Below are 23,384 nucleotides of genomic sequence, written 5' to 3'. Positions count from 1 at the left end.
ACTCCTCCCTAGTAGGCATTAGCCATTCTTTTCTCTAAATAATTGACAAGGAGGCTTAATGGGATTGTAATAACTAGATAAAACATTGCCACAAAAATATATGTATCAAATGTTACATATGTTTTTTCATGGACGGCATCAGCAAAATACATAAGGTCCATCCCCGCAATCATTGCCATGATGGAAGAATTTTTCACCAGATTCAAAAATTGATTGCCAATCGGCGGAATAACAATTTTAATAGCTTGCGGCAAAATAATCATTCTCATTGCTTGCGTATACGTTAATCCCGTTGAACGTGCTGCTTCCATCTGCCCTTTGTCTACGGATTGAATTCCTGCCCGCACAGCTTCTGCAATGAAAGCGGAAGTATAAATGGTTAACGCAATTGTACCAGCAACAAATCCGCTCATATTCACATATACACTTAGCCCAAAATAAAAGAAAAAGGCAATTACCAATACCGGTATATTCCGAATAAATTCCACGTAGCATGCCCCAATAAAATTTAATAACCGAAATGGTGCAATTCTTAAAACCGCAATAATAACACCCAAAATAAAGCTTCCAACAAGTCCGATTAGACTAATCTTTAAAGTATTTAGAAATCCTTCCATATACATATCAAAGTAATTTGTTAGTATGGAGAAATCCAGCAATCTTCTCCCTCCTTTATAAAGGAGATGAGCGCCCGCACTCATCTCCGTTTACCTTACTATTTTTTATTGCTGTTTAATCCATTTGTTTTTAATTTGATCGTATTCTCCGCTATCCTTTAGTTCTTTTAAGAATTTATTAATATACTCTTGGAATTTCTTCTGTCCTTTTCTAACTGCGATTCCGTAAGGTTCCTCTGTAAAGGTCCCGCCAACTAATTGATAATTGTTGTCTTGGTCTGCCATACCATAAAGAATGGAATCATCCGTAGTAAGCGCATCACCTTTGCCTGCCTTCAAAGCTGTAAAGGCTTCTGCATAGTTTTCAAATTCTAACACTTCGGTATCAGGTGCTGCTTTTTTTACATTATCAACTGATGTTGATCCTTTCACCGCTAATACTTTTGTTCCTTTTTTTAAGTCAGCAACACTTTTAATAGGGCTTCCTTTTTTAACTAATAATGATTGACCTGCCATGAAGTACACATCAGAAAAATCAACTTCCTTTTTGCGTTCTTCACTTATAGTCATAGTAGCTATAATGGCATCAATATCTCCATTATTTAACTTAGGAACACGAGTTTTTGAAGTAATTTCCACTAATTCTACCTTGTTTTCATCTCCAAGGATTTTTTTCGCCAATGCTTTAGCAATATCAACATCAAATCCCGTTACCTCACCGGTTTTTGGATCCTTATAGCCGAATAAATTCGTATCGTACTTTACACCTACAACAAACTTTCCACGGTCTTTTATTTCTTGAAGAGTATCTTTACTTGTATCCCCATTTGTTTTCTTCCCGCATCCAGCAAACATAGCAGCAACCAACGTAAAAATCAGCCCAAGAAACAATACCTTTTTTAAACCTTTCAAAGACTCTTCCCCCTTAAATTTTCTTTATATAACTAATAAGTGGTTATATGACTTACCTTTATGCACGTTCAGCACTAGGTATTACATTTTAAATCCCACAACCACCTCTAGCTATTCTTTTTTAATGATTCAATACCCTTTTCAAAAATATTTGTGCTCTTTCTGTTTTGGGATTAGCGAAAAACTCGCTTGGTCTGGCCTCCTCTAATATTTGGCCTTGATCCATAAAAACGACGCGGTTTGCCACTTCTTTGGCAAAGCCCATTTCGTGTGTGACGACAACCATCGTCATCCCTTCCTTAGCAAGTGACTTCATAACCTCTAATACTTCCCCGATCATTTCAGGGTCCAGTGCGGATGTAGGCTCGTCAAAAAGCATGACATTCGGTTTCATCGCAAGACCTCTCGCAATGGCCACCCTTTGCTGTTGTCCGCCGGATAATTGTGATGGATAGGATTTTGCTTTATCCGGAATACCGACCTTTTCCAAGTAATACATGGCCGTTTCTTCCGCATTCTTTGGATCGACCCCTAATGCTTTAATGGGTGCAAGGGTAATATTTTGGAGAACCGTTTTGTGCGGATAAAGATTGAAGTGCTGAAAGACCATTCCAATATTCTTGCGCAAATCATTAATATTTGTTTTTTTATCATTGACCTTGAACCCATTGACTGATAAATCTCCATCTGTAATCGTTTCTAAGCGATTGATACAGCGCAGCATCGTGCTCTTACCAGATCCTGATGGACCAATGACTACTACTACCTCTCCATCCTGCACCTCAAGATTAATATTCTTTAGTACATGAAATTGGCCATAATGTTTATTAACATTTTGAAACGATATCAATCCAACCCCCCCAAGATGTAAAAAATAAAAAGAATAGGACTAAGGTCTACTCTTTGTTATGAAGATAAATTTATAATCTTACAAATCTTCATAATTATATATATTTCGACTTTTCACGAAAAATTCCTCCCACTAATTACCTTAATGGATAAAATAGTACAAAAGTACCATTTCAATGTAAAAATAGGCACACAAAAAACACGTTAACTTTTAAAAAGCTAACGTGTTTTAATAAAACATCTATTCAATCTTGACTTTTGTACTATTTAATTTCCTCTTTAATCTCATGATCTTTATTCGTTACATCTAATACGTCTAAAAGGAACATAAAAATTGGAATACCAACAATTAACCCCCACACACCAAAAAAGTGCTCTGAAAAAATTAAAACCATAAAGGTGTAGAAAATGGGCAGATTTGTTTTGGATGACATTAACTTAGGATTTAATATATATGTTTCAAGTGCATGTATTACCAGGATTGTGATAATGACATATACAACCAGCATCACTCCGCCAATACTGTAGCCTATTAAACTTAACGGAATAAATCCGATGATTACCCCTGCCACAGGAATCAGGCCGAGGAAAAAGATTAATATTGCTAACCCAAATAATTGTGGAAAATGCATAATGGACAACGCAATGGTTGTTAACACTGTATTGACAATTGCAATAATGAACTGTGCCTCGATTACTTTTCCGAACGAACGAATAAATTTTTCCGCAAAAAATTCTATTTCATTATAAAAAGCTGCTATTTTACTATGCTTAAACCTCTTCGTAAAATCAATCAAACGCTTTTTTTCTAATAGAAAAAACAAACTTAGCAATATAGACATTAGTACTTGCACAAAGACTTTGCCAATCCCTGTAAAGTAAGTAAAAACAAAAGTGACGCCATGCTCTAAATATGACGAAATTTTAGAGCTGTTAATCATGTTTACGACATAATTCAACACTTTGTTATTATGAGGCTGAGTGTAAAAAGTAGTTACTTGTTTAACAAGCTGTGAAATTTCTGAAATAATGACAGGCAAATATTTCACAATCCCTAAGGACAATAACCCAACGATCAAACAATATACTATAACAACTGTAAGTTTTCGATTGATAGGAATTTTATCTGTGACAAAATTCACTAATCGATCCATTAAAAAGGTAAAAATAAATGTTAGAAGGATTAAATTGATCATGCTCCTTAGAAAGTACAAAACAACTGCAATAAGAGCAAAAATAATTATCCTTTTAACGCTCTTTTTTTGTATAAGCATTAGCAGTACATCCATCAGTTTTTCATATCCCCTTATAATTTATCTTTTCATTCCAATTATATTATCGTCATCAAATATAAATATCTTTTTTATATCCATATTTTCCTTCATTAGGTGAATATGAACTTCAATTTTCACTATAACACGAAACCGCTATTTGTTATAACTTTTTTCCTTATAAATTATGAATTATTTAAACCAACAACAGATTCGAGCTGCCTTCTGCTTCCTGCAAGAAAAAAGTATATACTAACCGTTACAATGAAAGCCATCATCCAAAATAGCCAGTGACCATTCCACTGATTTAATATCCATCCTCCCATCACTGGACCTACAGAATTTCCAATAGAACGAAATTGGGCAGCACCGAAGTACGTCCCACGTAATTCTTCCTTAGCGATTTGATCAATGAACACACTCGTGGATGGGAAAAGAAAAATTTCACCAATCGTTAATAAAACCATCGAGATAATAAAGCTTATCCAGGAGCCAGCAAATCCCATGAACAAGAATCCTAAAACAAAGAAGAAACTGCCAAGCATCATCACATGCAAGACACGCCATTTCTCTACAAGATGACTGAGTGGAATTTGTAGTACAACAACCGTTATAGCATTTATGGACAATAATAATGAAAATAATACAGGTCCATTTTCAATCATCCTGCCCAAATGCTGCGGTAAGGAGGAATCTATTTGGGAATATCCAATATTCACAAGTATCCCGCCGATAATAAAGAATCTTAAAGAAGAGTCCAATCTGATAATGTTGAATGCATCTTTAATGGTTGACACTTTCTTCACCTGATGACTCAACTTGACTTTATATTTCCTCAATAAACTAGCTAGGATCACACCATAGATTAAATAAAAAGACCCTGTAATCAAAAATGTTACAGTCGACGATACTACACCAAAATATGCGCCAAGTAACGGGCCAACAGCTGCACCAATATTGATCGCTGTATAACGAAGCGCAAATACTCTTAATCTTTTTTCCGGTTCTGTTAAGTCCGCCATCAGTGCTTGACTCGTAGGTTCAAAAAACGAGCGGCATATTCCATTCAGGGCATTTAATAGAAAAAAAGCCAATGGATCCTTCGCAAAAGAAAATCCAATAAATACAAATGCCCAAGTAAAAACGGAGGAAAGCATAATTACTTTTCGTCCAAAACGGTCCGACAAGTGCCCACCTATAAATCCACCTACTGTACCGGATAATGGACCAATCCCCACAATGATACCTATGATTACAGGATGTATACCTTGTGTGTGGGATAAGTATAAGGCTAAAAAAGGCATCGCCATAAAACTTGCTCCCCTTGCAAAAACAGTACCTCCCAGTAATGTCCACACGATAGGATGAAATCCTTTTAAACTAAGTCGACTCATGCTGTACCCTACTTTCTCCAATTGAATACGTTAAATATACAAAAAGAAAGTCGATAAGAAAATTATAAATTTTTTAAGTTTAGACATAAGAAAAAATAATCCCAAGTAAATGACTCTTTACATCATAAAAAAGCAAACAAAAAACCATAAACTTGTTAAGCCTATGGTCACTTAGATTTATATTTCCACTATTTATTTTCCTCTTTTTTTATTTCCTCATCTTCTGAGATGATTCCATTCATTCCTTTTTTAAATTCTCTTAATGTCTCGCCTGCAGCTTTACCCAATTTAGGCAGCTTCGATGGACCGAAAATCAATAATGCTACAACTAGGATAATTAATACTTCACCAAATCCTAAATTACCCACTCTTGCCACTCCCTTCACTTTAGAAGTAAAACTAAATTTACGGGTTAGAATAAATACTCTGAAATTAGTCCTCAATAATCATATCATATTCCTATTTTAGGCTTATTTCAACTGCTGATATCCATAATATTTTCCCCTTAAAAAATAGACTTAAACTGTCTGCTTTTGTAGATTTAAAAGGTTGTTTTCGTTGTTATAAAACTTATTATCATTTAGTTTTTGAGCATCTTTTTTTAATGTATATAAAGTTTTCGCCAACAAAAGCAACCTCGTTTAAAAAATAGACTTAAAAAAGGAAAAATCACATCTTTACAAGTGAAAATGATGGGAGTATATTTTTAATATAAATTTTAACATCGAATAACGCTTAATCCAATTGGAGCGGGGGACCCATACTTGTGAATTGATTGTTCACTTGGGGTGAATCCTTTATAAGGTAGGGCTATTCTCTCATGTCCGAATCCGACAGCTAACCTCGTAAGCGTATAGAGAGGAATGAAAGCTTGTGATCGTAAACTACTGACCACAGAAGGCTACATCCCTTCTGTGGTTTTTTGTGTTGCCGTAAAAGAAAATAAAAATTTATACATCTTTGCTTTTTTAGAAACAATACTAAAGTGAACACATCTTTAAGGAGAATCATCCATGTACAGTTCAATTAAACGATTATTAATCGGAAGACCGTTGAAATCCCATGAATTAGGCGAACAGAAATTATCTAAATTAAAAGCTCTAGCCATTCTTTCATCGGATGCCCTTTCATCTGTAGCTTATGGGACAGAGCAAATTTTAATTGTATTAGCTACAATCGGTACTGCAGCCTTTTGGTATAACATTCCAATCGCAGTGGGGGTTTTATTCCTTTTATTGGCGCTAACCCTTTCTTACAGACAAATTATTTTTTCTTATCCACAAGGTGGCGGAGCCTATTTGGTTTCGAAGGAAAATCTCGGGGTAAATCCCGGACTAATTGCAGGCGGATCCTTGCTTGTCGATTATATATTAACGGTTGCCGTTAGTATTTCTTCAGGAACAGATGCCATTACATCTGCTTTTCCTGTCTTACATCCTTACAGCGTAGAAATTGCTATATTTCTTGTTATTTTTATTACCATTTTGAATTTACGAGGACTAACAGAGTCAGCATCTGTGTTAGCCTACCCTGTCTATATATTTGTATTTGCCATTATCCTTTTAATTATTGTGGGTGTATATAGAGTGGCAACAGGGCAAATATCGCCTAATCTGCATCCGCATTTAGGGACACCGGTTGCTGGAATTTCCTTATTCTTGCTGCTTCGTGCTTTTTCATCAGGATGTTCCGCATTAACTGGAGTAGAAGCTATATCGAATGCTATCCCTAACTTTAAGGACCCAGCTCCTAAAAATGCAGCAACGACATTAGCAATGATGGGCGGAATACTGGCAGTACTATTTAGTGGTATTACGTTTTTATCCTACTGGTACGGAATTGGTCCAAAGGCGACAGAAACAGTTGTTTCCCAAATTGCTTCTCATACATTTGGAAGAAATTATGTTTATTACTTTATACAAGCAGTAACAGCCATTATCCTTGTCCTTGCTGCAAATACGGGTTTTTCCGCTTTTCCACAGCTCGCATATAACCTCGCTAGAGATAAATATATGCCAAGGATGTTTACGATGCGGGGAGACCGCTTAGGCTATTCAAATGGAATCATCTTTTTAAGTATTGCTTCTATATTATTAATCATTGGATTTAAAGCAAGAACAGAGCATTTGATTCCGCTTTATGCAGTCGGGGTATTCATTCCGTTTACCTTATCTCAAACCGGGATGATTATTAAATGGATTAAACAAAAGCCAAATGGCTGGATGTTAAAATTAATTATTAATTTAGTTGGTGCCCTTATTTCGTTCCTTGTTTTTGCGATTATTTTTGTTACAAAGTTCCATCAAGTATGGTTTGTTGTCATCTTTTTACCAGCAGTCGTATACCTTTTCCATACTATTAATAAACATTACAAAGCGGTTAGTGAACAATTGCGTTGCTCTCATCCAGTTCTCGAAAAAATTAACGGGAATGTGTTTATTGTTCCAGTTGCCGGTATTACAACTGTTGTAGAACGATCAATTAATTACGCAAAATCGCTTACGGACGAAGTGATTGCAGTTTACGTGGCATTTGATCGGGAAGATGAAAAAAGAATGGAACAAAAATGGGCAGAGTTGAACAATGGAGTGCGATTAGTGACACTTCATTCATCATACCGAAGCATTATATATCCATTATGTAAATTTCTCGAAACCATTCAGTCAAAAGTAGCTGAAAGTGGGTATGTGGTCACTGTTTTAGTACCGCAGTTTATTCCGAAAAAAAGGTGGCATAACATCCTGCATAACCAATCTGCTTTGCTGATCCGAACAAGGCTTCTATGGAGTAAGGATATCGTTGTGGCGACACTACCTTACCATTTTAAAAAGTAGTTCTGTTCAAGTAGAAAACTGAATTGGTTAATTTGACGGACACCAGTTCCGTTATGTGTGACAAAATAGGTTCTTTCCTAAGTTTCGCGGACACAGGTTCCGTTATTTTGTAAAAAAGCAATGAATTCCTAATGTTTTTTCGCAAATAACGGACTCAGTGTCCGCTAAGAGCTTAAATTAGGGTCATTTTGTTAATATAACGGATTCCATGTCCGTTTAATATTATTTTCAGTATTATTAGGGCTACCGGAAATTACCACCATCCCTTTTTCCTATTTTATTCACAAAATCTATTGATTTTTGTCGAATATCCCTTATAATTAATCACTGTACTAATTAAATATTAAAATCCTCATCAGACCGGTGAGGTAGAGGTCGCGACTTTTAATAGTAGGACGGACGAGGTGCAAAGAACACCGAAGACTCCGTTTGAAAGGAATAGTCGCCGAAGTCAAATCATTTTCTTTGAATTATTTGGCTGGGGCTGTCTCCAAATAGGAACAGAACTGTCACGTTTGTTCTTACCAGACAAACGTGTTGTGCTATCTTTCGGAAGGTATGATGCGGGGTATTGTGATAAGCCGTCGATTTTACTTTCGATGGCTTTTTTGATTCCCCACTCCTTCGAAGAAAAGCGCCTTGCCCATCGACGTACGGTTTACGAACCCGCTAATCGATAGGCACCGAAGCTGGAGACATGAAATGCATGGTGACTGACACCCAGAGATGTGGTATCTGGACACCAGCAGTAAATGAAAAGGAGTGACAACTTTGGAAACACATTCATTATCAAATGCAAAACAAGCTAAAAGTGAGCCTCAAACTTTAAAGCGGAGCCTTAAATCACGTCATTTATCGATGATTTCTCTCGGTGGGACAATCGGAACGGGACTTTTCCTTGCAAGTGGAGGAGCTATCCATACCGCGGGTCCAGGAGGAGTTATCGTTGCCTATTTATTAATTGGAATTATGGTTTATTTCTTAATGACCAGTCTGGCGGAAATGGCAGCCTATATGCCAGTCGCCGGTACTTTTAGTACTTATGCCACCAAATTCGTCGATCCTTCTCTCGGATTTGCACTTGGTTGGAATTATTGGTATAACTGGGCGATTACGATTGCCGCGGAATTATCAGCAGCAACCATTATTATGAAATTCTGGTTTCCGCATACTCCATCTATCATTTGGAGTGCAATTTGTTTAATTATCATGTTTTTACTGAACTATCTTTCTGTTAAAGGCTTTGGAGAAGCGGAATTTTGGTTTGCCATTATAAAAGTTATTACCGTTATTGTGTTTATTATTACCGGATTTTTAATGATCTTCGGGATTATGGGAAATAGCCCGGTTGGCTTTAAAAACTTTACAATAGGAGATGCTCCTTTCCATGGAGGATTTATGGCGATGCTTGGAATCTTTATGGCTGCCGGTTTCTCCTTTCAAGGGACAGAGCTTCTGGGAATTGCAGCTGGAGAAAGTGATAATCCTGAGAAAAGTATTCCAAAAGCAGTAAAACAAGTATTTTGGCGAATCCTTCTGTTTTACGTTTTAGCAATTCTTGTCATTGGATTATTAATTCCATACACAGATAAAAGCTTAGCAGATTCTGATGTTACAATGAGTCCATTTACGATTATATTTAATAAAGCCGGGATTGCTTTTGCCGCGTCTGTTATGAATGCTATTATTTTAACTGCCGTATTATCTGCCGGTAACTCAGGAATGTACGCTTCTACACGAATGCTTTGGGACCTAGCACGACAAGGAAAAGCTCCGAAGTTTTTGGCGAAGTTAAACAAAAATGGTGTACCGGTCAATGCTTTAATTGTTACATCTTTAATTGGAACATTAGCTTTCCTTGCTTCCCTTTTCGGAGATGGGGTTGTATACACTTGGTTATTAAATGCTTCCGGGATGTCGGGCTTTATCGCATGGCTTGGAATTGCCATTAGCCATTACCGCTTCCGTAAAGCATATGTAGCACAAGGGCGGGATTTAAAAGAGCTTCCATATCGATCTAAGCTATTTCCATTCGGTCCGATTTTCGCTTTTATTCTATGTGCTATCGTGATCCTTGGACAAAACTATCCTGCCTTTTTAGCCGATAAAATTGATTGGAACGGAATTTTAGTGTCCTATATCGGATTGCCATTATTTATTATTGTGTGGCTCGGCTATAAGTTTACAAAGAAAACGAAAGTAGTTCCGCTTCAGGAATGTGATTTTACGTATAAAAATTAACCATCTTAAGGCCGTCAAATAGACGGTCTTTTTCATTGCTTAAATATTTATTACCACCTTAAAAGAATGGTCTACGTCTGCTTCAGCGCCTATCTTCTAACGATGAACATGACGCTTTCGCTTTTGTTCTGAACAAAAAAATTTCATTACAAATAATAACGAACCCTCTCATTACGAATAGAATTCCCCTATTTATCAAATTCTAATACTACGTTTACTTAGAGGGAGGGGCATAAATTGGCACAAAGACTTACAAGCGCTGAAATTGGCGGACTTTGGTCCACTTATATGAACAGCAGTATGGAGTGGTGCCTAATTACGTATTTTCTCCATCATATTAAGGATTCCGAGATAAAAGCTATTCTCGATCAAGCTTTAGCATCCTCGAATAAAAGATTGCATTATTTGAGAGAACTGTTTACACAAGAAGAAATTCCAATTCCGGATGGATATACCGATCAAGACATTAACTTAGAGGCGCCACCTTTATTTTATGACCCTTTTGCCTTAACCTTTGTGTATTCGCTTAGTAAAATGGACATGGTCTTGTATTCTTTTATCACCACTGATATATGCCGTATAGATATACAGGATTTTTTCACGTCTATTGTAAAAGAAAACACGGATCTTTTAAAGGCCTCCACTTCTTTATTGTTATCAAAGGGGTTATATGATCGGCCGCCAATGATTCCTTATCCTAAAGAGGTTCAATATATCCAAAAGGAATCGTATATAAATGGGTTTATTGGAAAAAAACGTCCTTTAAATGTGGTAGAGATTACAGAAATTTTTTCAAATATTGAACGAAATTATTTCGCCATTTTGCTTTGTACTGGCTTACTCCAAGTAATTAAGGATCCGGAAATTAAAGAGTACTTGAAAAAAGGGAAGGAAATTTCAGAGAAACAAATTAATCTTTTTAACGAAGTTTTAATGAAAGAAGATCTTTTAGGGCTTGTGCCGATAAATATGGAGGTCACGGAATCTACCGAATCACCATTTTCAGATAAGCTTGTCATGACGCTATTTTCCGCACTAAATGCCATTGACATCACCCTTATCGGCCATGCACTTTCCTTATCATTTAGAACAGATTTGTCTGCCCATTATAGTAAATTTATCGCGGAGATCCTTTTATATTCTAAACAGGGGTTTGACATTCTAGTCGACCGTAAATGGTTGGAAAAACCGCCGGGAGCTCCTGATAGAAATAAACTTCAAAAGTCATAAGAAAAGCGCAAGCGCATTGCTCATCGGCGTACGGATTTCGTAGTCTTCGACTGAGATAAAGGAAACACAGTGAGGTAGTTCACGAACAAGTGAAAATAGCACTTCCATTTTCAACTGATGTTGACTTATCGTAGGGAGGAGACGGAGAAATCCGCTAGCCGATAGGCGCTGGAGCTAGACAAGGTTGAATTCGTTCAATAATTTGAATGTTTAAATATTTTGTGCTTTTTTATCCTTAAATAAAAAGAGCAGAGAAAACTCCCTGCTCTTTTTCCATCTGATTAAATATTTCCCGTAGACATCTTTTCCATCTTTACGTGTGGAGTGCTTAACAATTCAATCCATTTCTTAATTGCTGTAATCATGATCACTAAGCCAAGAACGAGCATGATGATAGACAATACACCATTTAGAAGGCTATAACCGGCAGCTGCATGATTTAAGTATACGTTCTTAACCATCCAGTATCCCGCGTAGTTCACTGTTACATATAAATAAGCAAGAGGGATTAAACAAGTCAGCATATATCGCTTCTTATCTGCAATTTTCAAGATAACGGTTGCTCCAACGATTAATCCGATGGAAGCCATTAATTGATTAGAAACTCCGAATAGTGCCCAAACAGATCCGATATCTCCTGAGAAGAGAAGATAACCCCATAAAAGACACGCAACTGCACTAGCAAAAATAGATCCTGGCAACCAATCCGTTTTCTTCAAAGGCTTATAAATTTCACCAAAGAAATCTTGAATTAAATAACGTGCTACACGAGTACCTGAATCGATTGCTGTTAAAATAAATACCGCTTCAAACATAATAACAAATTGGAAGAAGTAGGGCGCTAAATGGGAGAACCAATGAATCTTTGTAAAAATATAAGTCATCCCAACCGCAAGTGTTACAGCCCCTCCTGTACGTCCTTCTAATCCTAAACCAATTTCACTGGCAAGATGCGGCAGCTGTGAAACATGCATTCCTAATGTTTTAAACACTTCCGGTGTAGAGTTAATAGCAAAGTAGTCAGCAGGCTGTAATGCAGTTGCTGCTACTAATGCCATAATCCCCACTACACATTCTACTAACATTGCACCAAAACCAACAACTTTAATATCTGTCCATCGATCAAGCATTTTTGGTGTTGTACCCGAGCCGACAAAGGCATGGAATCCAGAGATAGCGCCACAAGCAATCGTAATGGAGATAAACGGCCATACCGGACCAGCCATTACCGGGCCACCGCCATGGATAAAGTCTGTAAGAGCCGGCATTTTAATCGATGGGTTAATAATAAACACCCCAATGATTAAAGCAGCAAATACACCAATCTTCATGAAGCTGCTCAAATAATCGCGCGGAGCAAGCAATAACCATACTGGTAAAGCGGCAGCAAAGAACGCATAAATAGGTAAAATAATAGCCAATGTTTTTGTATCTAATGTTAAAAAGTCGCCTAATGCTGTTCCTTCTATATATGGACCAACAAACACGCCAACCATGATTAAAATAAACCCTACTGTTGTTGTCAGTTTTAAATTTCCTGTCTTCTTATAAAAGATTCCCACTCCGACTGCAATCGGAATCGTCATACCAACCGAGAAAGTACCCCATGGATTATTTTGCAATGCATTTAACACAACCATCGATAGACCGGCCATCGTAATCGTAATGATAAAAAGCATCGCTAAGCCTGTACAAAATCCGGCAACAGGTCCCATTTCTTCCTTTGCCACTTCTGATAATGATTTCCCTTTTCGGCGCATAGAGGCAAATAATACGACCGCATCATGTACCGCTCCCCCAATAACCGCACCGATCAATAACCAAAGTAAACTAGGCAGGTAGCCGAATTGGGCTGCCAATATCGGCCCAACTAATGGACCAGCAGCAGCAATCGCCGCAAAATGATGACCAAAAGTCACCCATTTATTCGTAGGAACGTAATCTTTTCCGTCATTAAATTCATGTGCTGGTGTCGGTGTTGCATCATTTAACTTTAACACCTTGGCAGCCATAAACGTTCCATATAAACGATAAGCAATCATCAATATACAAATCGATCCTATTACAATTGTAATCGCATTCATTTTATGACACCCCTTTGACTCTTTTATATAACTTATCTACATTTTACGTAATGAAAACGCTGACATTGGCTTTTCACCGTAAAATGCAGAAATATCGGGGTGAAATACAAATTTGCGGATATGAAGTGCACAAAATTTTTGAAAAACTTTGTCTGTTTTTGTTAGAAAAGCGCAAACGAAATGAAGCGAAATCATACAAAGACAAGTCAAAACCCTTTTCCGCTGGGAGAAGATTCAGAAATCCGTTAACTTACTTGTGTATGTACAAGTAAAATCCGAAGCTCCCATGATGCTACTTATTCCGTTAATGAAAAAATTCGAGAAGCATGTCCCTTCCCGAACTTTTTAAAATCCGATTAATTGTTTCAGTTCTTTTGTATATGTTCTGCTGACAGGAACCGATTCCCCATCGTTCATGACTAAATTATACGTAGAATTGAACCAAGGTTGAATCTCCACTATTGCATCTAAATTAACAAGATATCCTCGATGAACCCGGACAATCGATGTGCCTTGCAGCTTTTTCTCGAATGTCACCAAAGAATCACTGGTTTGGTATTTTTGCTTTTCCGTAACAATAATGGTTTTTCCCTCCATTGTACCGATATATAAAATATCTTGAATATGGATAATGATGATTCTCTCATCAACGGTAATCGCCAGTTTATCAGATGGAGTCTTTTTTTCACCAGCTACAGTATCTTTCTCACCATTTTTTAAAGGGAGAAAGCTTGTAATTTTCTCCACTGTTTGCAGCACTCTTTGCTCTTCAAACGGTTTTAAAATATAATCAATCGCATTTAATTGAAATGCCTTTAAGGCATATTCATCATAGGCGGTTGCAAATACAATGGCAGGATGCTTTCCCTTTTTCTTCAGTTTTTCTACTAGATCCAGTCCCGTTTCATTTGCAAGCATGATATCTACAAATAAAACATCAATAGACGTATCGTCGATCTCTAACGCATCCTCTATACAATCTGCTTCCCCAACAATCTCGACTTGTTTTGTTCTTTTTAAAAGATATTTTAATTCATCTCTTGCTAATGGTTCGTCATCCACGATAAAAGCCTTCAGCATACTCCTCACCCCACTTCTGTTCATCCAATGGCAGACTAATAGTAATTTTTGTACCAGAAGCTGGCTCACTTTCTATCTTAAAATCCGCAACTTGTCCATATATCTCATCTATTCGCTTTTTAATATTCCAAAGCGCTGTACCGGTCCCTTCTTTAGAATGCACCGCTTTAGTCCCTAAGTTTCTTCTTTGGTCTTCCGTCATCCCTACTCCATTATCAATCGTTGTAATGTTGATTTTACCATTTTCCTGACAAGCATGTATGGAAATAACTCCTTTTTTCCCTTTTTCCAAATGCTTGAATCCATGATGTACCGCGTTTTCAACCAATGGCTGCAAGGTAAATGGCGGAATCAATACATCTTTCATCGATTCATCAATCTCCATTGAAACAGTATATTTATTTGGAAAACGTGCTTGTTCTAAAGACAAATAGGCATGAACATGCTCCAATTCTTTTTCGAGCGGAATAAGCATCTGCCTTGCCCCTTGTAAATTACTTCTAAAAAATTTGCTTAGCTGTAATAGTAATTTTCGTGCCTGATCCGCATCGGTTCTAATTAAACAAGAAATAGTATTAATGGCATTAAATAAAAAATGCGGATGAACCTGTGCCTGCAACGCTTTAATTTCAGCATCCTTTAATAATTTTCGTTGCTGTTCCGCCTCTGCAAATTCTAGTTGCGAGGAAAAAAGCTTTCCTAGTCCCTCTACCAGCTCTTCGTCTACAGCACTTAAACCGTTGGAGCTTTTAAAATAAAGCTTTAAAGTTCCGATTACATGATTATTTGCTTTTAAAGGCAGAACAATGGCAGAGTTCAGCGGACAGTCCTCACGATAACATTGAATTTCCTCCTTTGTTGTCGCCTTTTGAATTTCCCCCTGCTCCAGCACCTTTTGTGTAAGCTTCGTTGCCATGCTTTTTAACGGGATATGATGATCAGAAGCCAGTCCTACATGAGATAATACTTGATTGCGGTCGGTAATCGAAACTGCATCTGCCCCAGTATGTTTTAAGATAATTTCAGCTACTCGTTCACATGATTCTTTGTTTAAGCCCTGCCTAAAATACGGCAAAGTTAGTTGAGCAATATATAATGCCCGGTGAGTTTGAAGGGTTCTAGTACGGTCCTCTTCTAATAATATCGTTTGAATAATGAGCATGAAAATAAACGTCCCGAATCCATTTACCGTAATCATCGGAAATGCAATAATTTTTACAAGCTCCAAGGCAGAGCCAAATGGCTTGGCAATCAACAAGATAATCCCCATCTGAACACATTCCATTAAAATTCCAATAATGACCGCCTTCAAATGAGCATTTTTTTCTCGTATATTAAAACGCTTTCCTAAAAGGCCGGTGATAATCCCTGCAAGAATCGTGGAAATACCACAAGCAATACTCGTATATCCCCCAAAGGAAAGCCTATGCAATCCGGCAACTAGTCCAGCACCTAACCCAACAACAGGACCTCCGAGTAGTCCACCGATTGCAACACCCATAATCCTCGTGTTTGCAATAGCACTGCTTCCGGATAACCCACCTATATGCCACTCTTCTGAAATAGATCGGTGGTGAATCTCTATACCTGTATAATTACTAATAATTCCAAACACACCAAATATCGTGATTAAAATAATCTTTTCCTTCATCACATGCTCATGATCAATAATTCGGCGAAACGACTTCAGCCGTGATAATAGAAACGCGACAATTATCAAAATCCCAGCTCGCTCCAACATAACAGGAAGTAATTGTGCCAATGATGCTCCCACCCTTCGTTACTTCTTATTATACAAAAGATTGGGAGAGACATTTACATTTTGTTGATTGACTAAACGTATTATAAAATAAGTAAATAATATGCTGAAAAAATGAAGGTTTCTGCAGAATTCCAGAAAGAATGGGAAATCCCTCAATTTTTATAGAAAATAGCCCAATTCAATAAGCAATGACCATAAATAGTGGTATAACTCCCAACAATAGATACATTCTTCCTAACTTTCAAAGAAGATCGCTAAACTTCTTAAAAAGTTCTACAACATCAAAAAAAGACACCCCAAAAAGGTGTCTTCAAAATTAAAATTGAACTTTTTCTTCTAAGAACTTTTTCAATTCACTAATTGGAAGTCTTGTTTGTTCCATTGTATCACGGTCCCTTACTGTGACCATTTTATCTTCCACAGAATCAAAGTCATACGTGATACAGAATGGTGTTCCGATTTCATCTTGACGGCGATAACGTTTACCGATAGATCCTGTTTCATCGAAATCAACCATGAAATCCTTAGCAAGCTCAGCAAAAATCTCGCGAGCACCATCAGATAATTTTTTCGATAATGGTAAGATAGCAGCTTTATACGGTGCTAAAGCTGGATGTAAATGCATTACTGTTCTAGATGTACCATCTTCTAATGCTTCCTCTTCATAAGAATCAATTAAGTAAGCAAGCGTAACACGATCTGCACCAAGTGATGGTTCAATACAATATGGAACATAGCGTTCATTTGTTTCTTGCTCATGATAAGTAAAGTCCTCACCTGAGTATTCCATATGTCTCTTTAAATCAAAATCTGTTCTGGATGCGATACCCCAAAGTTCTCCCCAGCCGAATGGGAATTTATATTCAAAGTCTGTTGTTGCATTACTATAATGAGATAACTCTTCTTCTGAGTGATCGCGAAGGCGAAGATTTTCTTCTTTCATCCCTAATGATAAAAGCCACTTCTTCGCATAGTCCTTCCAGTAATCAAACCATTTTAGTTCTTCGCCTGGCTTGCAGAAGAATTCAAGCTCCATTTGTTCAAATTCGCGAGTACGGAATGTGAAATTACCAGGTGTAATTTCATTTCGGAAACTCTTTCCAACTTGGGCAATACCAAACGGAAGCTTCTTGCGCATCGTTCTTTGGACATTTTTAAAGTTAACAAAAATACCTTGTGCTGTTTCTGGACGAAGGAAGATTTCATTTGTGCTTGATTCCGTTACACCTTGGAAAGTTTTAAACATTAAATTAAATTGGCGAATGCCTGTAAAATCTTTGCTGCCGCAATCAGGACAAGCAATGTCATACTCTTTAATAAGCTCTTCCATTTTGGAAAACGGAAGTCCATCCACTACCATCTCGATGCCTTTTTCTTCGAGAGCATTTTCAATCAGTTTATCAGCACGATGTCTTGCCTTACAATTTTTACAGTCAATCATCGGATCGTTGAAATTGCCAATATGTCCGGAAGCTTCCCATGTTCTCGGGTTCATTAACACGGCAGAATCTAAACCTACATTATAAGGAGATTCTTGAATAAACTTTTTCCACCAAGCTTTTTTCACATTATTTTTCAATTCTACGCCTAGCGGACCGTAATCCCATGTATTTGCTAATCCACCGTAGATTTCAGATCCCGGGAAGACAAAACCTCTATGTTTGGCATGGGAAACAACTTGTTCCATGTTTGCACTCATCTTAAATCGCTCCTTTTATTGTAAAAATAATAAAAGCCCTCATCCTCAGACTCTGTTCGAGTCTGGGGACGAGAGCTGTACTCACGCGGTTCCACCCCAGTTGATGCACAATATGTACATCCACTTTCCAATGTATGACTCCAGATTGCCGTTTCACTAAGTATCTTATTGGGCTTACACCATCCCCAATTCGCTTGAAAGATTATTCATTAGCTACTATAAATCCTTCGACGTCACAATATTATTTTTAATGATTATAATACAAGATGGTTTCAAGGAAGTCAATGTCCCAGGAATGATGAAAATGTCTATTTTTATCAAAAAAATGTTATTGACATCTCGGACTCAAGATATTATACTTACTTACATAAAGTTACTTGATGAATATTTCATCGTTATTTATAGAAATAATAGTTAAAATAAATCATTAATAAACGGAGGTAAACCAAAATGACAAAAAGCAAATGGGTAGTAGACACAACACATAGTGGAATCGATTTTTCAGTAAAACATATGATGGTTTCAAAGGTAAAAGGTGCATTTCATTCCTTCAATGCAACAATTGAAGCAGATCCAGCTGACTTAACAACAGCAAATATTGACTTTACCGTAGATGTTGCAAGCATTGATACACGTAATGCTGACCGTGACGGACATCTTAAATCTGGAGATTTCTTTGATGCAGAGAAATACCCTACAATGACATTTAAAGCAACAAACATCGTGAAAAAAGACGAAGATGAGTACGCAGTAACTGGTGATATGAGTATTCATGGCGTAACTCGCCCAGAAACATTTACTGTAACATTCGAAGGTGTTGCAAAGGATCCTATGAGCGGAGCAGAAAAAATCGGCTTCAGCGCTGAAGGAAAAGTAAAACGCAGTGATTATGGTTTAACTTGGAACGCAGCACTTGAAACTGGCGGCGTACTTGTTGGTGATGATATTAAAATCAATATTGAAATCGAAGCTGCAAAAGAAGCTTAATATTTTTTTAAATAATATTAGCTAATTGAAGAATTATTTCGTATAATCAAATAAGTGAAATTATCCATTAGGGAAGGAGTGGATTTGTATGAAAATGAAAAAATCTTTTCAACAGCCATTTCTTTTCAATATTTTAGGAGCAAGGCATTAGCCTTTGCTCCTTTTTATTTGTCTTAAAACGGGGGAGGAATTGGAATGTTAAAATATCAACGCGTTTTACTTAAGCTTAGCGGTGGTGCACTAGCAGACCAAAACGGGAATAATTTTGATTCTAACCGCTTAGAACACATTGCGAATGAAATTTTATCCGTCGTTCAATTAGGGGTGGAAGTATCCATTGTTGTGGGTGGAGGAAATATCTTCAGAGGAAAGCTTGCAGATGAATGGGGTATTGACCGTGTGGAAGCAGATAATATTGGAACACTCGGAACGATTATTAACAGTCTGATGCTAAGAGGTGTCTTAAAAAGCAAGACCGATAAAGAAGTTAGAGTTATGACATCGATCCCAGTGACAACTGTTGCAGAACCGTATATTCGGTTAAAAGCGATGAACCATTTAGACAAGGGGTACGTTGTTATTTTTGCCGGCGGTAACGGGCAGCCCTATGTGACAACGGATTATCCGAGTGTTCAAAGAGCATTGGAAACCAACTGTGAATCCATTCTTGTTGCAAAACAAGGAGTGGATGGAGTTTTCACTGCAGATCCAAAACTAGATCCAAATGCAAAAATGTATGCGAATCTTAACTATAACGATGTCGTACAAAACAATCTGAAAGTGATGGACCAATCTGCTTTATTACTTGCTCGCGACCATCATTTACCTGTTCATGTATTTAATTTTGATGAAATCGGTGTAATGCAGAAAATCTGCATGGGCAAGCATTTCGGGACGTTAATTAGTCATGAAGAATCCAGTTTAAAATAGATCTGTTGAAAAAACAGGTCTTTTTTTATTGACATATTTAGTACCTGGTACTAATATTAGTTATTATTATTAGATAATAAATAGGATGGTGAAATTTTATGAACTCAACTGCTCGTATTACAGCCATTGGTACTTATGTACCGCAGAAAATATTGCAAAATCAAGATTTAGAGAAAATGGTTGATACAAATGATGAATGGATCGTCCAAAGGACAGGGATGAGAGAGAGAAGAATCTCCGGTGAAGAAGAATTTGCTTCTACTCTTGCCTTTAAAGCGATTGAAAATTTAATGGAGACATATAATAAAAGTTTACAAGATGTTGACTGTATCGTTGTTTCCACCACAACACCAGACTATGTATATCCTAGTGTTGCTTGTCAAATCCAGGATTATTTTCAGATTCCTCACACAGGTGCCTTTGATTTAAATGCAACCTGTGCAGGTTTCACGTATGCTTTACATGTTGCAAACAGCTTTATCACATCAGGCTTGCATCAAAAAGTTTTGGTTGTCGCAACCGAGACTTTAACAAAAGTAACCGATTATACGGACCGCTCCACTTGCATCTTATTCGGAGATGGTGCAGGAGCCGTTTTAGTGGAAAAAGATGAAGGAAAGCCAAGTTTTATAGCTACCCATATGGGGACAAATGGAGATGGCGGTATTCATGTTTATCGAAGTAATCTAGCTACTACTATGTTCGGACATTCTATAAAAGCAGATAGAAAAATTGTTCAAAATGGACGCGAAGTTTATAAGTGGGTATCTAGAACGCTTCCTCCATCCATTGACAAGCTGATGCAAAAAGCAGAAATCAATCCTAATGATATTGATTGGTTTGTTCCACACAGCGCCAATCTCCGAATGATTGAGTCGGTTTGCGAACGCTCTGGAATCCCAATGGAGAAAACATTAACAAGTGCAGAGTTCTATGGGAATACCTCTTCTGTTACCATCCCACTTGCTTTGGACCTTGGGATAAGGGAAGGGAAAGTCAAAAATGGAGATATTATGATGGTGTATGGATTTGGCAGCGGTCTTACACATGCAGGTCATATCATCCGCTGGGACTTAGATTAAAATATAAAAGGGGTGCCTCCTTCTACGAGACACCCCAATTCTATTTTTGCAAAGGAATTAATGTGTTTTTTCTTAATAGGTCTAGGAATACTTCTAAAGCCTTTGTCTGAAAAGGTGTTTTCGTAATAACCGAAAATTCACGTTTAATTGGAAGCCCTTTGATATCGATGATTTGTAAGGAATCTAATATAAGCTCTTTTTGAATAGTCCAATTGGAAAGCAAGCTAATCCCTAGCCCCGCTTCCACTGATTCTTTAATTAGCTGTGTACTTCCAAACTCCATTAATTTTTTGGGGGTAATGTTAAACTTTTGAAAAAATGATTCTTGTGCTTCTCTTGTCCCTGAACCCGGTTCACGTACAATCCATGTATCTTTTTCTAAATGGTTTTTATTTATATTAAGAAGCTTAGTTGAAGCCACAATCACCATTGAATCTTCTGCAAGCTTCTCAACGATCAAGTTTTTTTCCTTAAAATGTCCTTCTACAATTCCCACGTCCAACTGATGATTTGCAACTAGCTCCGCAATCTCCTTCGTATTTGCAATCGTTATCGTCGGATCAATATCCGGATACCCAGTCTGTAATTTTGCCATGATATGCGGCAGAACATATTCCCCAAATGTATAGCTTGAACCAATGCTTAAGGCACCGCTCGCTTTATTTGTAAGATCATCTACAATTCTTTGCATCTTCGTATACAGTCCTAATATTTCCTTCGCATGATGATAAACAGCATCACCTGCTTTATTCAACCGCACATACTTATTTGTTCGCTCTAAAAGCCGCGCTCCAACCGTTCTTTCAAGTGTTTGGATGTATTGGCTGACTGCAGGCTGCGTCATATGTAACTCTTCTGCTGCACGAGAGAAGTTCCCTTTTTCCACAACCGTCACAAAAACATGTAAGTATTGATCCATCCCCATTCCCCCTTTTACTTCTATTATATAACTTTACTTATGATTACTATCATAATGATTTATTTTTCTTATTCATAAATCTGTTATATTCTTGAGTTACTAAGAAGTAAACAGGAGTTGATTAGATGAGTTCAGAACATGCAAGAGTACTGCAGGCAGAACCTCAGAAGAAAGGATCGTCCGGTTTTGGGTTATGGATTGGTGGAGTTGCCTTCACTTTTTTTATCGCCCTTCTAGGATATTTTCTTGCAAAGATTCCGGGATTTGATCATATTGGACAACTGGCGTGCTCAATCATTATCGCTATTATTTACAGACAATTTTTTGGTTATCCGGAGATTATTCGAAAAGGAATTACTTTTTCCTCTAAAAGACTTTTAAGAGTAGCAATTATTTTATATGGATTGAAGCTTAACATTGATGTTGTTTTACACGATGGATTAGGCTTACTGCTGCGGGATGCTTGTGTTATAGCTTTTGCAATTTTTCTTACCATTTGGTTAGCAAAAATATTAAAAGCAGACAAAATGATTTCTCTCTTGTTAGGTGTAGGAACTGGAGTTTGCGGTGCCGCGGCAATTGCTGCTGTTGCCCCTATAGTAAAATCAAAGGATGAAGATACCGCTATTGGTGTAGGGATTATCGCTCTTATCGGAACCATTTTTGCTATAGTGTATACGATTTTACGCCCGTTTCTTCCTCTAAGTCCCGTCGAATACGGAGCTTGGACGGGAACAAGTCTTCACGAAATTGCTCAGGTTGCATTAGCGGCAGCACCAGGCGGCCAAGATGCACTCGCAATCGGACTTCTTGCTAAACTGGGTCGTGTATTCCTGCTTGTCCCATTGTGCTTCATTTTTATGTACTGGATGAATCGTAAAAATAAAGGCAAGGGTCAATCGGATACGAAAATTGAATTCCCTTGGTTTTTAGTTGGATTTATTATTTTAAGTATTTTAGGAAGCTATGTGTTTGGTCACTCTATCCCAGTTTCTACTGGTGTCATGAATGGGGTTTCCACCGCAACTACATGGTTGCTGACTGCGGCAATGGTTGGACTTGGTCTGAACGTTAGTCTGAAAGATTTACGGACAAAAGCGTTGAAACCACTGATCGCGATGGTGATTACTTCGATTGTGTTGTCTGTGGTTACGTATTTGATTGCGTTGTAGTGATTAGTAGACTGATATTCACGGAGGGTTCGTGGGTATCGGTTTTTTTGTTTTGAATTGGATTTGGTTTGAAAGCAAGGTTTGCGGTATTCAATGGATTTCCTTGGATTATGTGTTTACTATAACGGTTCCGCGTTTCTACTTTTTAGTTCAGCGTTTTCCTCCCCTATTTCAACGTTAATCTCCAATTTTTCAGCATTCCCCTGGTGGTTCCGCGTTTCCACTCTTTAGTTCAGCACTTTTTCCAAAAAGTTCAGCGTTTTCCTCCCCTATTTCAGCGTTAATCTCCAATTTTTCAGCATTCCTCTGGCGGTTCCGCGT

General features: G+C 37.5%; 18 protein-coding genes and 2 riboswitches. Of the genes, 7 read left to right on the top strand and 11 right to left on the bottom strand.

Annotated features, from left to right (window positions below):
* Positions 1–8: 8 nt before the first annotated feature.
* The 6 genes from NSQ59_RS02130 to NSQ59_RS02105 form a co-directional block, all read right to left on the bottom strand.
* Positions 9–659 (bottom strand): amino acid ABC transporter permease, encoded by a 651-nt coding sequence (locus tag NSQ59_RS02130; RefSeq protein WP_055738035.1) that lies wholly within the window; start codon positions 657–659, stop codon positions 9–11.
* Positions 660–722: 63 nt separating this feature from the next.
* Positions 723–1,472 (bottom strand): transporter substrate-binding domain-containing protein, encoded by a 750-nt coding sequence (locus NSQ59_RS02125; protein WP_055741091.1) that lies wholly within the window; start codon positions 1,470–1,472, stop codon positions 723–725.
* A gap of 178 nt (positions 1,473–1,650) precedes the next feature.
* Positions 1,651–2,379, bottom strand: coding sequence for an amino acid ABC transporter ATP-binding protein (locus NSQ59_RS02120; protein ID WP_055738034.1), 729 nt, complete (start codon positions 2,377–2,379; stop codon positions 1,651–1,653).
* Between the two features lie 262 nt (positions 2,380–2,641).
* Positions 2,642–3,667 carry an AI-2E family transporter gene (locus tag NSQ59_RS02115; protein WP_445669192.1) on the bottom strand — a complete coding sequence of 342 codons (1,026 nt, stop codon included), beginning with the start codon at positions 3,665–3,667 and terminating at the stop codon, positions 2,642–2,644.
* A gap of 167 nt (positions 3,668–3,834) precedes the next feature.
* Complete coding sequence (locus NSQ59_RS02110) at positions 3,835–5,043, bottom strand: MDR family MFS transporter (RefSeq protein WP_340828861.1); 1,209 nt, start codon at positions 5,041–5,043, stop codon at positions 3,835–3,837.
* A 188-nt stretch (positions 5,044–5,231) separates the two neighbouring features.
* On the bottom strand, positions 5,232–5,411 hold the full coding sequence (locus NSQ59_RS02105; RefSeq protein WP_055738031.1) for a twin-arginine translocase TatA/TatE family subunit: 180 nt from the start codon (positions 5,409–5,411) through the stop codon (positions 5,232–5,234).
* Positions 5,412–5,765: 354 nt separating this feature from the next.
* Positions 5,766–5,909, top strand: a riboswitch (cyclic di-AMP (ydaO/yuaA leader).
* 147 nt (positions 5,910–6,056) lie between these two features.
* On the opposite strand from NSQ59_RS02105, the gene NSQ59_RS02100 reads away from it, so the two are divergent.
* The 3 genes from NSQ59_RS02100 (at position 6,057) to NSQ59_RS02090 (ending at position 11,348) form a co-directional block, all read left to right on the top strand.
* Positions 6,057–7,877, top strand: a complete 1,821-nt coding sequence (locus NSQ59_RS02100) for an APC family permease (protein WP_055738030.1) — start codon at positions 6,057–6,059, stop codon at positions 7,875–7,877.
* Positions 7,878–8,238: 361 nt separating this feature from the next.
* Positions 8,239–8,430: riboswitch (Lysine riboswitch) on the top strand.
* Between the two features lie 218 nt (positions 8,431–8,648).
* Entirely contained in the window at positions 8,649–10,118 is a 1,470-nt protein-coding gene (locus NSQ59_RS02095; protein ID WP_055738029.1) for an amino acid permease, read from the top strand.
* A gap of 237 nt (positions 10,119–10,355) precedes the next feature.
* A complete protein-coding gene (locus NSQ59_RS02090; protein ID WP_340828859.1) occupies positions 10,356–11,348 on the top strand; it encodes a DUF3231 family protein in 993 nt (330 codons plus the stop codon).
* Positions 11,349–11,629: 281 nt separating this feature from the next.
* On the opposite strand, the gene cstA is transcribed toward NSQ59_RS02090, so the two are convergent.
* The 4 genes from cstA to NSQ59_RS02070 all read right to left on the bottom strand — a co-directional run bounded on the left by cstA (position 11,630) and on the right by NSQ59_RS02070 (position 17,973).
* A complete protein-coding gene (gene cstA / locus NSQ59_RS02085; RefSeq protein WP_055738028.1) occupies positions 11,630–13,432 on the bottom strand; it encodes a carbon starvation protein CstA in 1,803 nt (600 codons plus the stop codon).
* A gap of 345 nt (positions 13,433–13,777) precedes the next feature.
* Entirely contained in the window at positions 13,778–14,512 is a 735-nt protein-coding gene (locus NSQ59_RS02080) for a LytR/AlgR family response regulator transcription factor (protein WP_340828858.1), read from the bottom strand.
* Positions 14,487–16,274: a sensor histidine kinase gene (locus NSQ59_RS02075; RefSeq protein WP_340828857.1), complete on the bottom strand. Its 1,788-nt coding sequence runs from the start codon at positions 16,272–16,274 to the stop codon at positions 14,487–14,489. Before NSQ59_RS02075 ends, NSQ59_RS02080 begins: the two co-directional genes overlap by 26 nt.
* Before the next feature lie 316 nt (positions 16,275–16,590).
* Positions 16,591–17,973, bottom strand: coding sequence for a glycine--tRNA ligase (locus tag NSQ59_RS02070; RefSeq protein ID WP_055738026.1), 1,383 nt, complete (start codon positions 17,971–17,973; stop codon positions 16,591–16,593).
* Between the two features lie 450 nt (positions 17,974–18,423).
* Here NSQ59_RS02070 and NSQ59_RS02065 point away from each other — a divergent pair, with 450 nt between their 5' ends.
* From NSQ59_RS02065 to NSQ59_RS02055, 3 genes are all read left to right on the top strand, one after another.
* The gene (locus NSQ59_RS02065; protein WP_055738025.1) at positions 18,424–18,960 is read left to right on the top strand and encodes a YceI family protein; all 537 of its coding nucleotides are present in this window, start codon (positions 18,424–18,426) and stop codon (positions 18,958–18,960) included.
* A gap of 195 nt (positions 18,961–19,155) precedes the next feature.
* Positions 19,156–19,890, top strand: coding sequence for a UMP kinase (gene pyrH, locus NSQ59_RS02060; protein ID WP_126649367.1), 735 nt, complete (start codon positions 19,156–19,158; stop codon positions 19,888–19,890).
* 98 nt (positions 19,891–19,988) lie between these two features.
* The gene (locus NSQ59_RS02055; protein ID WP_340828854.1) at positions 19,989–20,972 is read left to right on the top strand and encodes a ketoacyl-ACP synthase III; all 984 of its coding nucleotides are present in this window, start codon (positions 19,989–19,991) and stop codon (positions 20,970–20,972) included.
* A 40-nt stretch (positions 20,973–21,012) separates the two neighbouring features.
* On the opposite strand, the gene NSQ59_RS02050 is transcribed toward NSQ59_RS02055, so the two are convergent.
* Positions 21,013–21,891, bottom strand: coding sequence for a LysR family transcriptional regulator (locus NSQ59_RS02050; protein ID WP_340828853.1), 879 nt, complete (start codon positions 21,889–21,891; stop codon positions 21,013–21,015).
* Between the two features lie 125 nt (positions 21,892–22,016).
* On the opposite strand from NSQ59_RS02050, the gene NSQ59_RS02045 reads away from it, so the two are divergent.
* Complete coding sequence (locus NSQ59_RS02045) at positions 22,017–23,063, top strand: YeiH family protein (RefSeq protein ID WP_126649370.1); 1,047 nt, start codon at positions 22,017–22,019, stop codon at positions 23,061–23,063.
* Positions 23,064–23,384: the final 321 nt, after the last annotated feature.

It is taken from the genome of Margalitia sp. FSL K6-0131, from assembly GCF_038008735.1.
Lineage (GTDB): Bacteria > Bacillota > Bacilli > Bacillales > Bacillaceae_C > Margalitia > Margalitia shackletonii.
Note: the sequence above shows the minus strand (reverse complement) of the source record. Positions and strands in the feature narration are given on the sequence as shown.

Coding starts and splice junctions, on each gene's coding strand:
- NSQ59_RS02125 (WP_055741091.1), bottom strand. CDS start 1,472: ATGTTTGCTGGATGCGGGAAGAAAACAAATGGGGATACAAGTAAAGAT.
- NSQ59_RS02110 (WP_340828861.1), bottom strand. CDS start 5,043: ATGAGTCGACTTAGTTTAAAAGGATTTCATCCTATCGTGTGGACATTA.
- NSQ59_RS02080 (WP_340828858.1), bottom strand. CDS start 14,512: ATGCTGAAGGCTTTTATCGTGGATGACGAACCATTAGCAAGAGATGAA.
- NSQ59_RS02050 (WP_340828853.1), bottom strand. CDS start 21,891: ATGGATCAATACTTACATGTTTTTGTGACGGTTGTGGAAAAAGGGAAC.
- NSQ59_RS02070 (WP_055738026.1), bottom strand. CDS start 17,973: ATGAGTGCAAACATGGAACAAGTTGTTTCCCATGCCAAACATAGAGGT.
- NSQ59_RS02100 (WP_055738030.1), top strand. CDS start 6,057: ATGTACAGTTCAATTAAACGATTATTAATCGGAAGACCGTTGAAATCC.
- cstA (WP_055738028.1), bottom strand. CDS start 13,432: ATGAATGCGATTACAATTGTAATAGGATCGATTTGTATATTGATGATT.
- NSQ59_RS02065 (WP_055738025.1), top strand. CDS start 18,424: ATGACAAAAAGCAAATGGGTAGTAGACACAACACATAGTGGAATCGAT.
- NSQ59_RS02115 (WP_445669192.1), bottom strand. CDS start 3,667: ATGGATGTACTGCTAATGCTTATACAAAAAAAGAGCGTTAAAAGGATA.
- NSQ59_RS02045 (WP_126649370.1), top strand. CDS start 22,017: ATGAGTTCAGAACATGCAAGAGTACTGCAGGCAGAACCTCAGAAGAAA.
- pyrH (WP_126649367.1), top strand. CDS start 19,156: ATGTTAAAATATCAACGCGTTTTACTTAAGCTTAGCGGTGGTGCACTA.
- NSQ59_RS02055 (WP_340828854.1), top strand. CDS start 19,989: ATGAACTCAACTGCTCGTATTACAGCCATTGGTACTTATGTACCGCAG.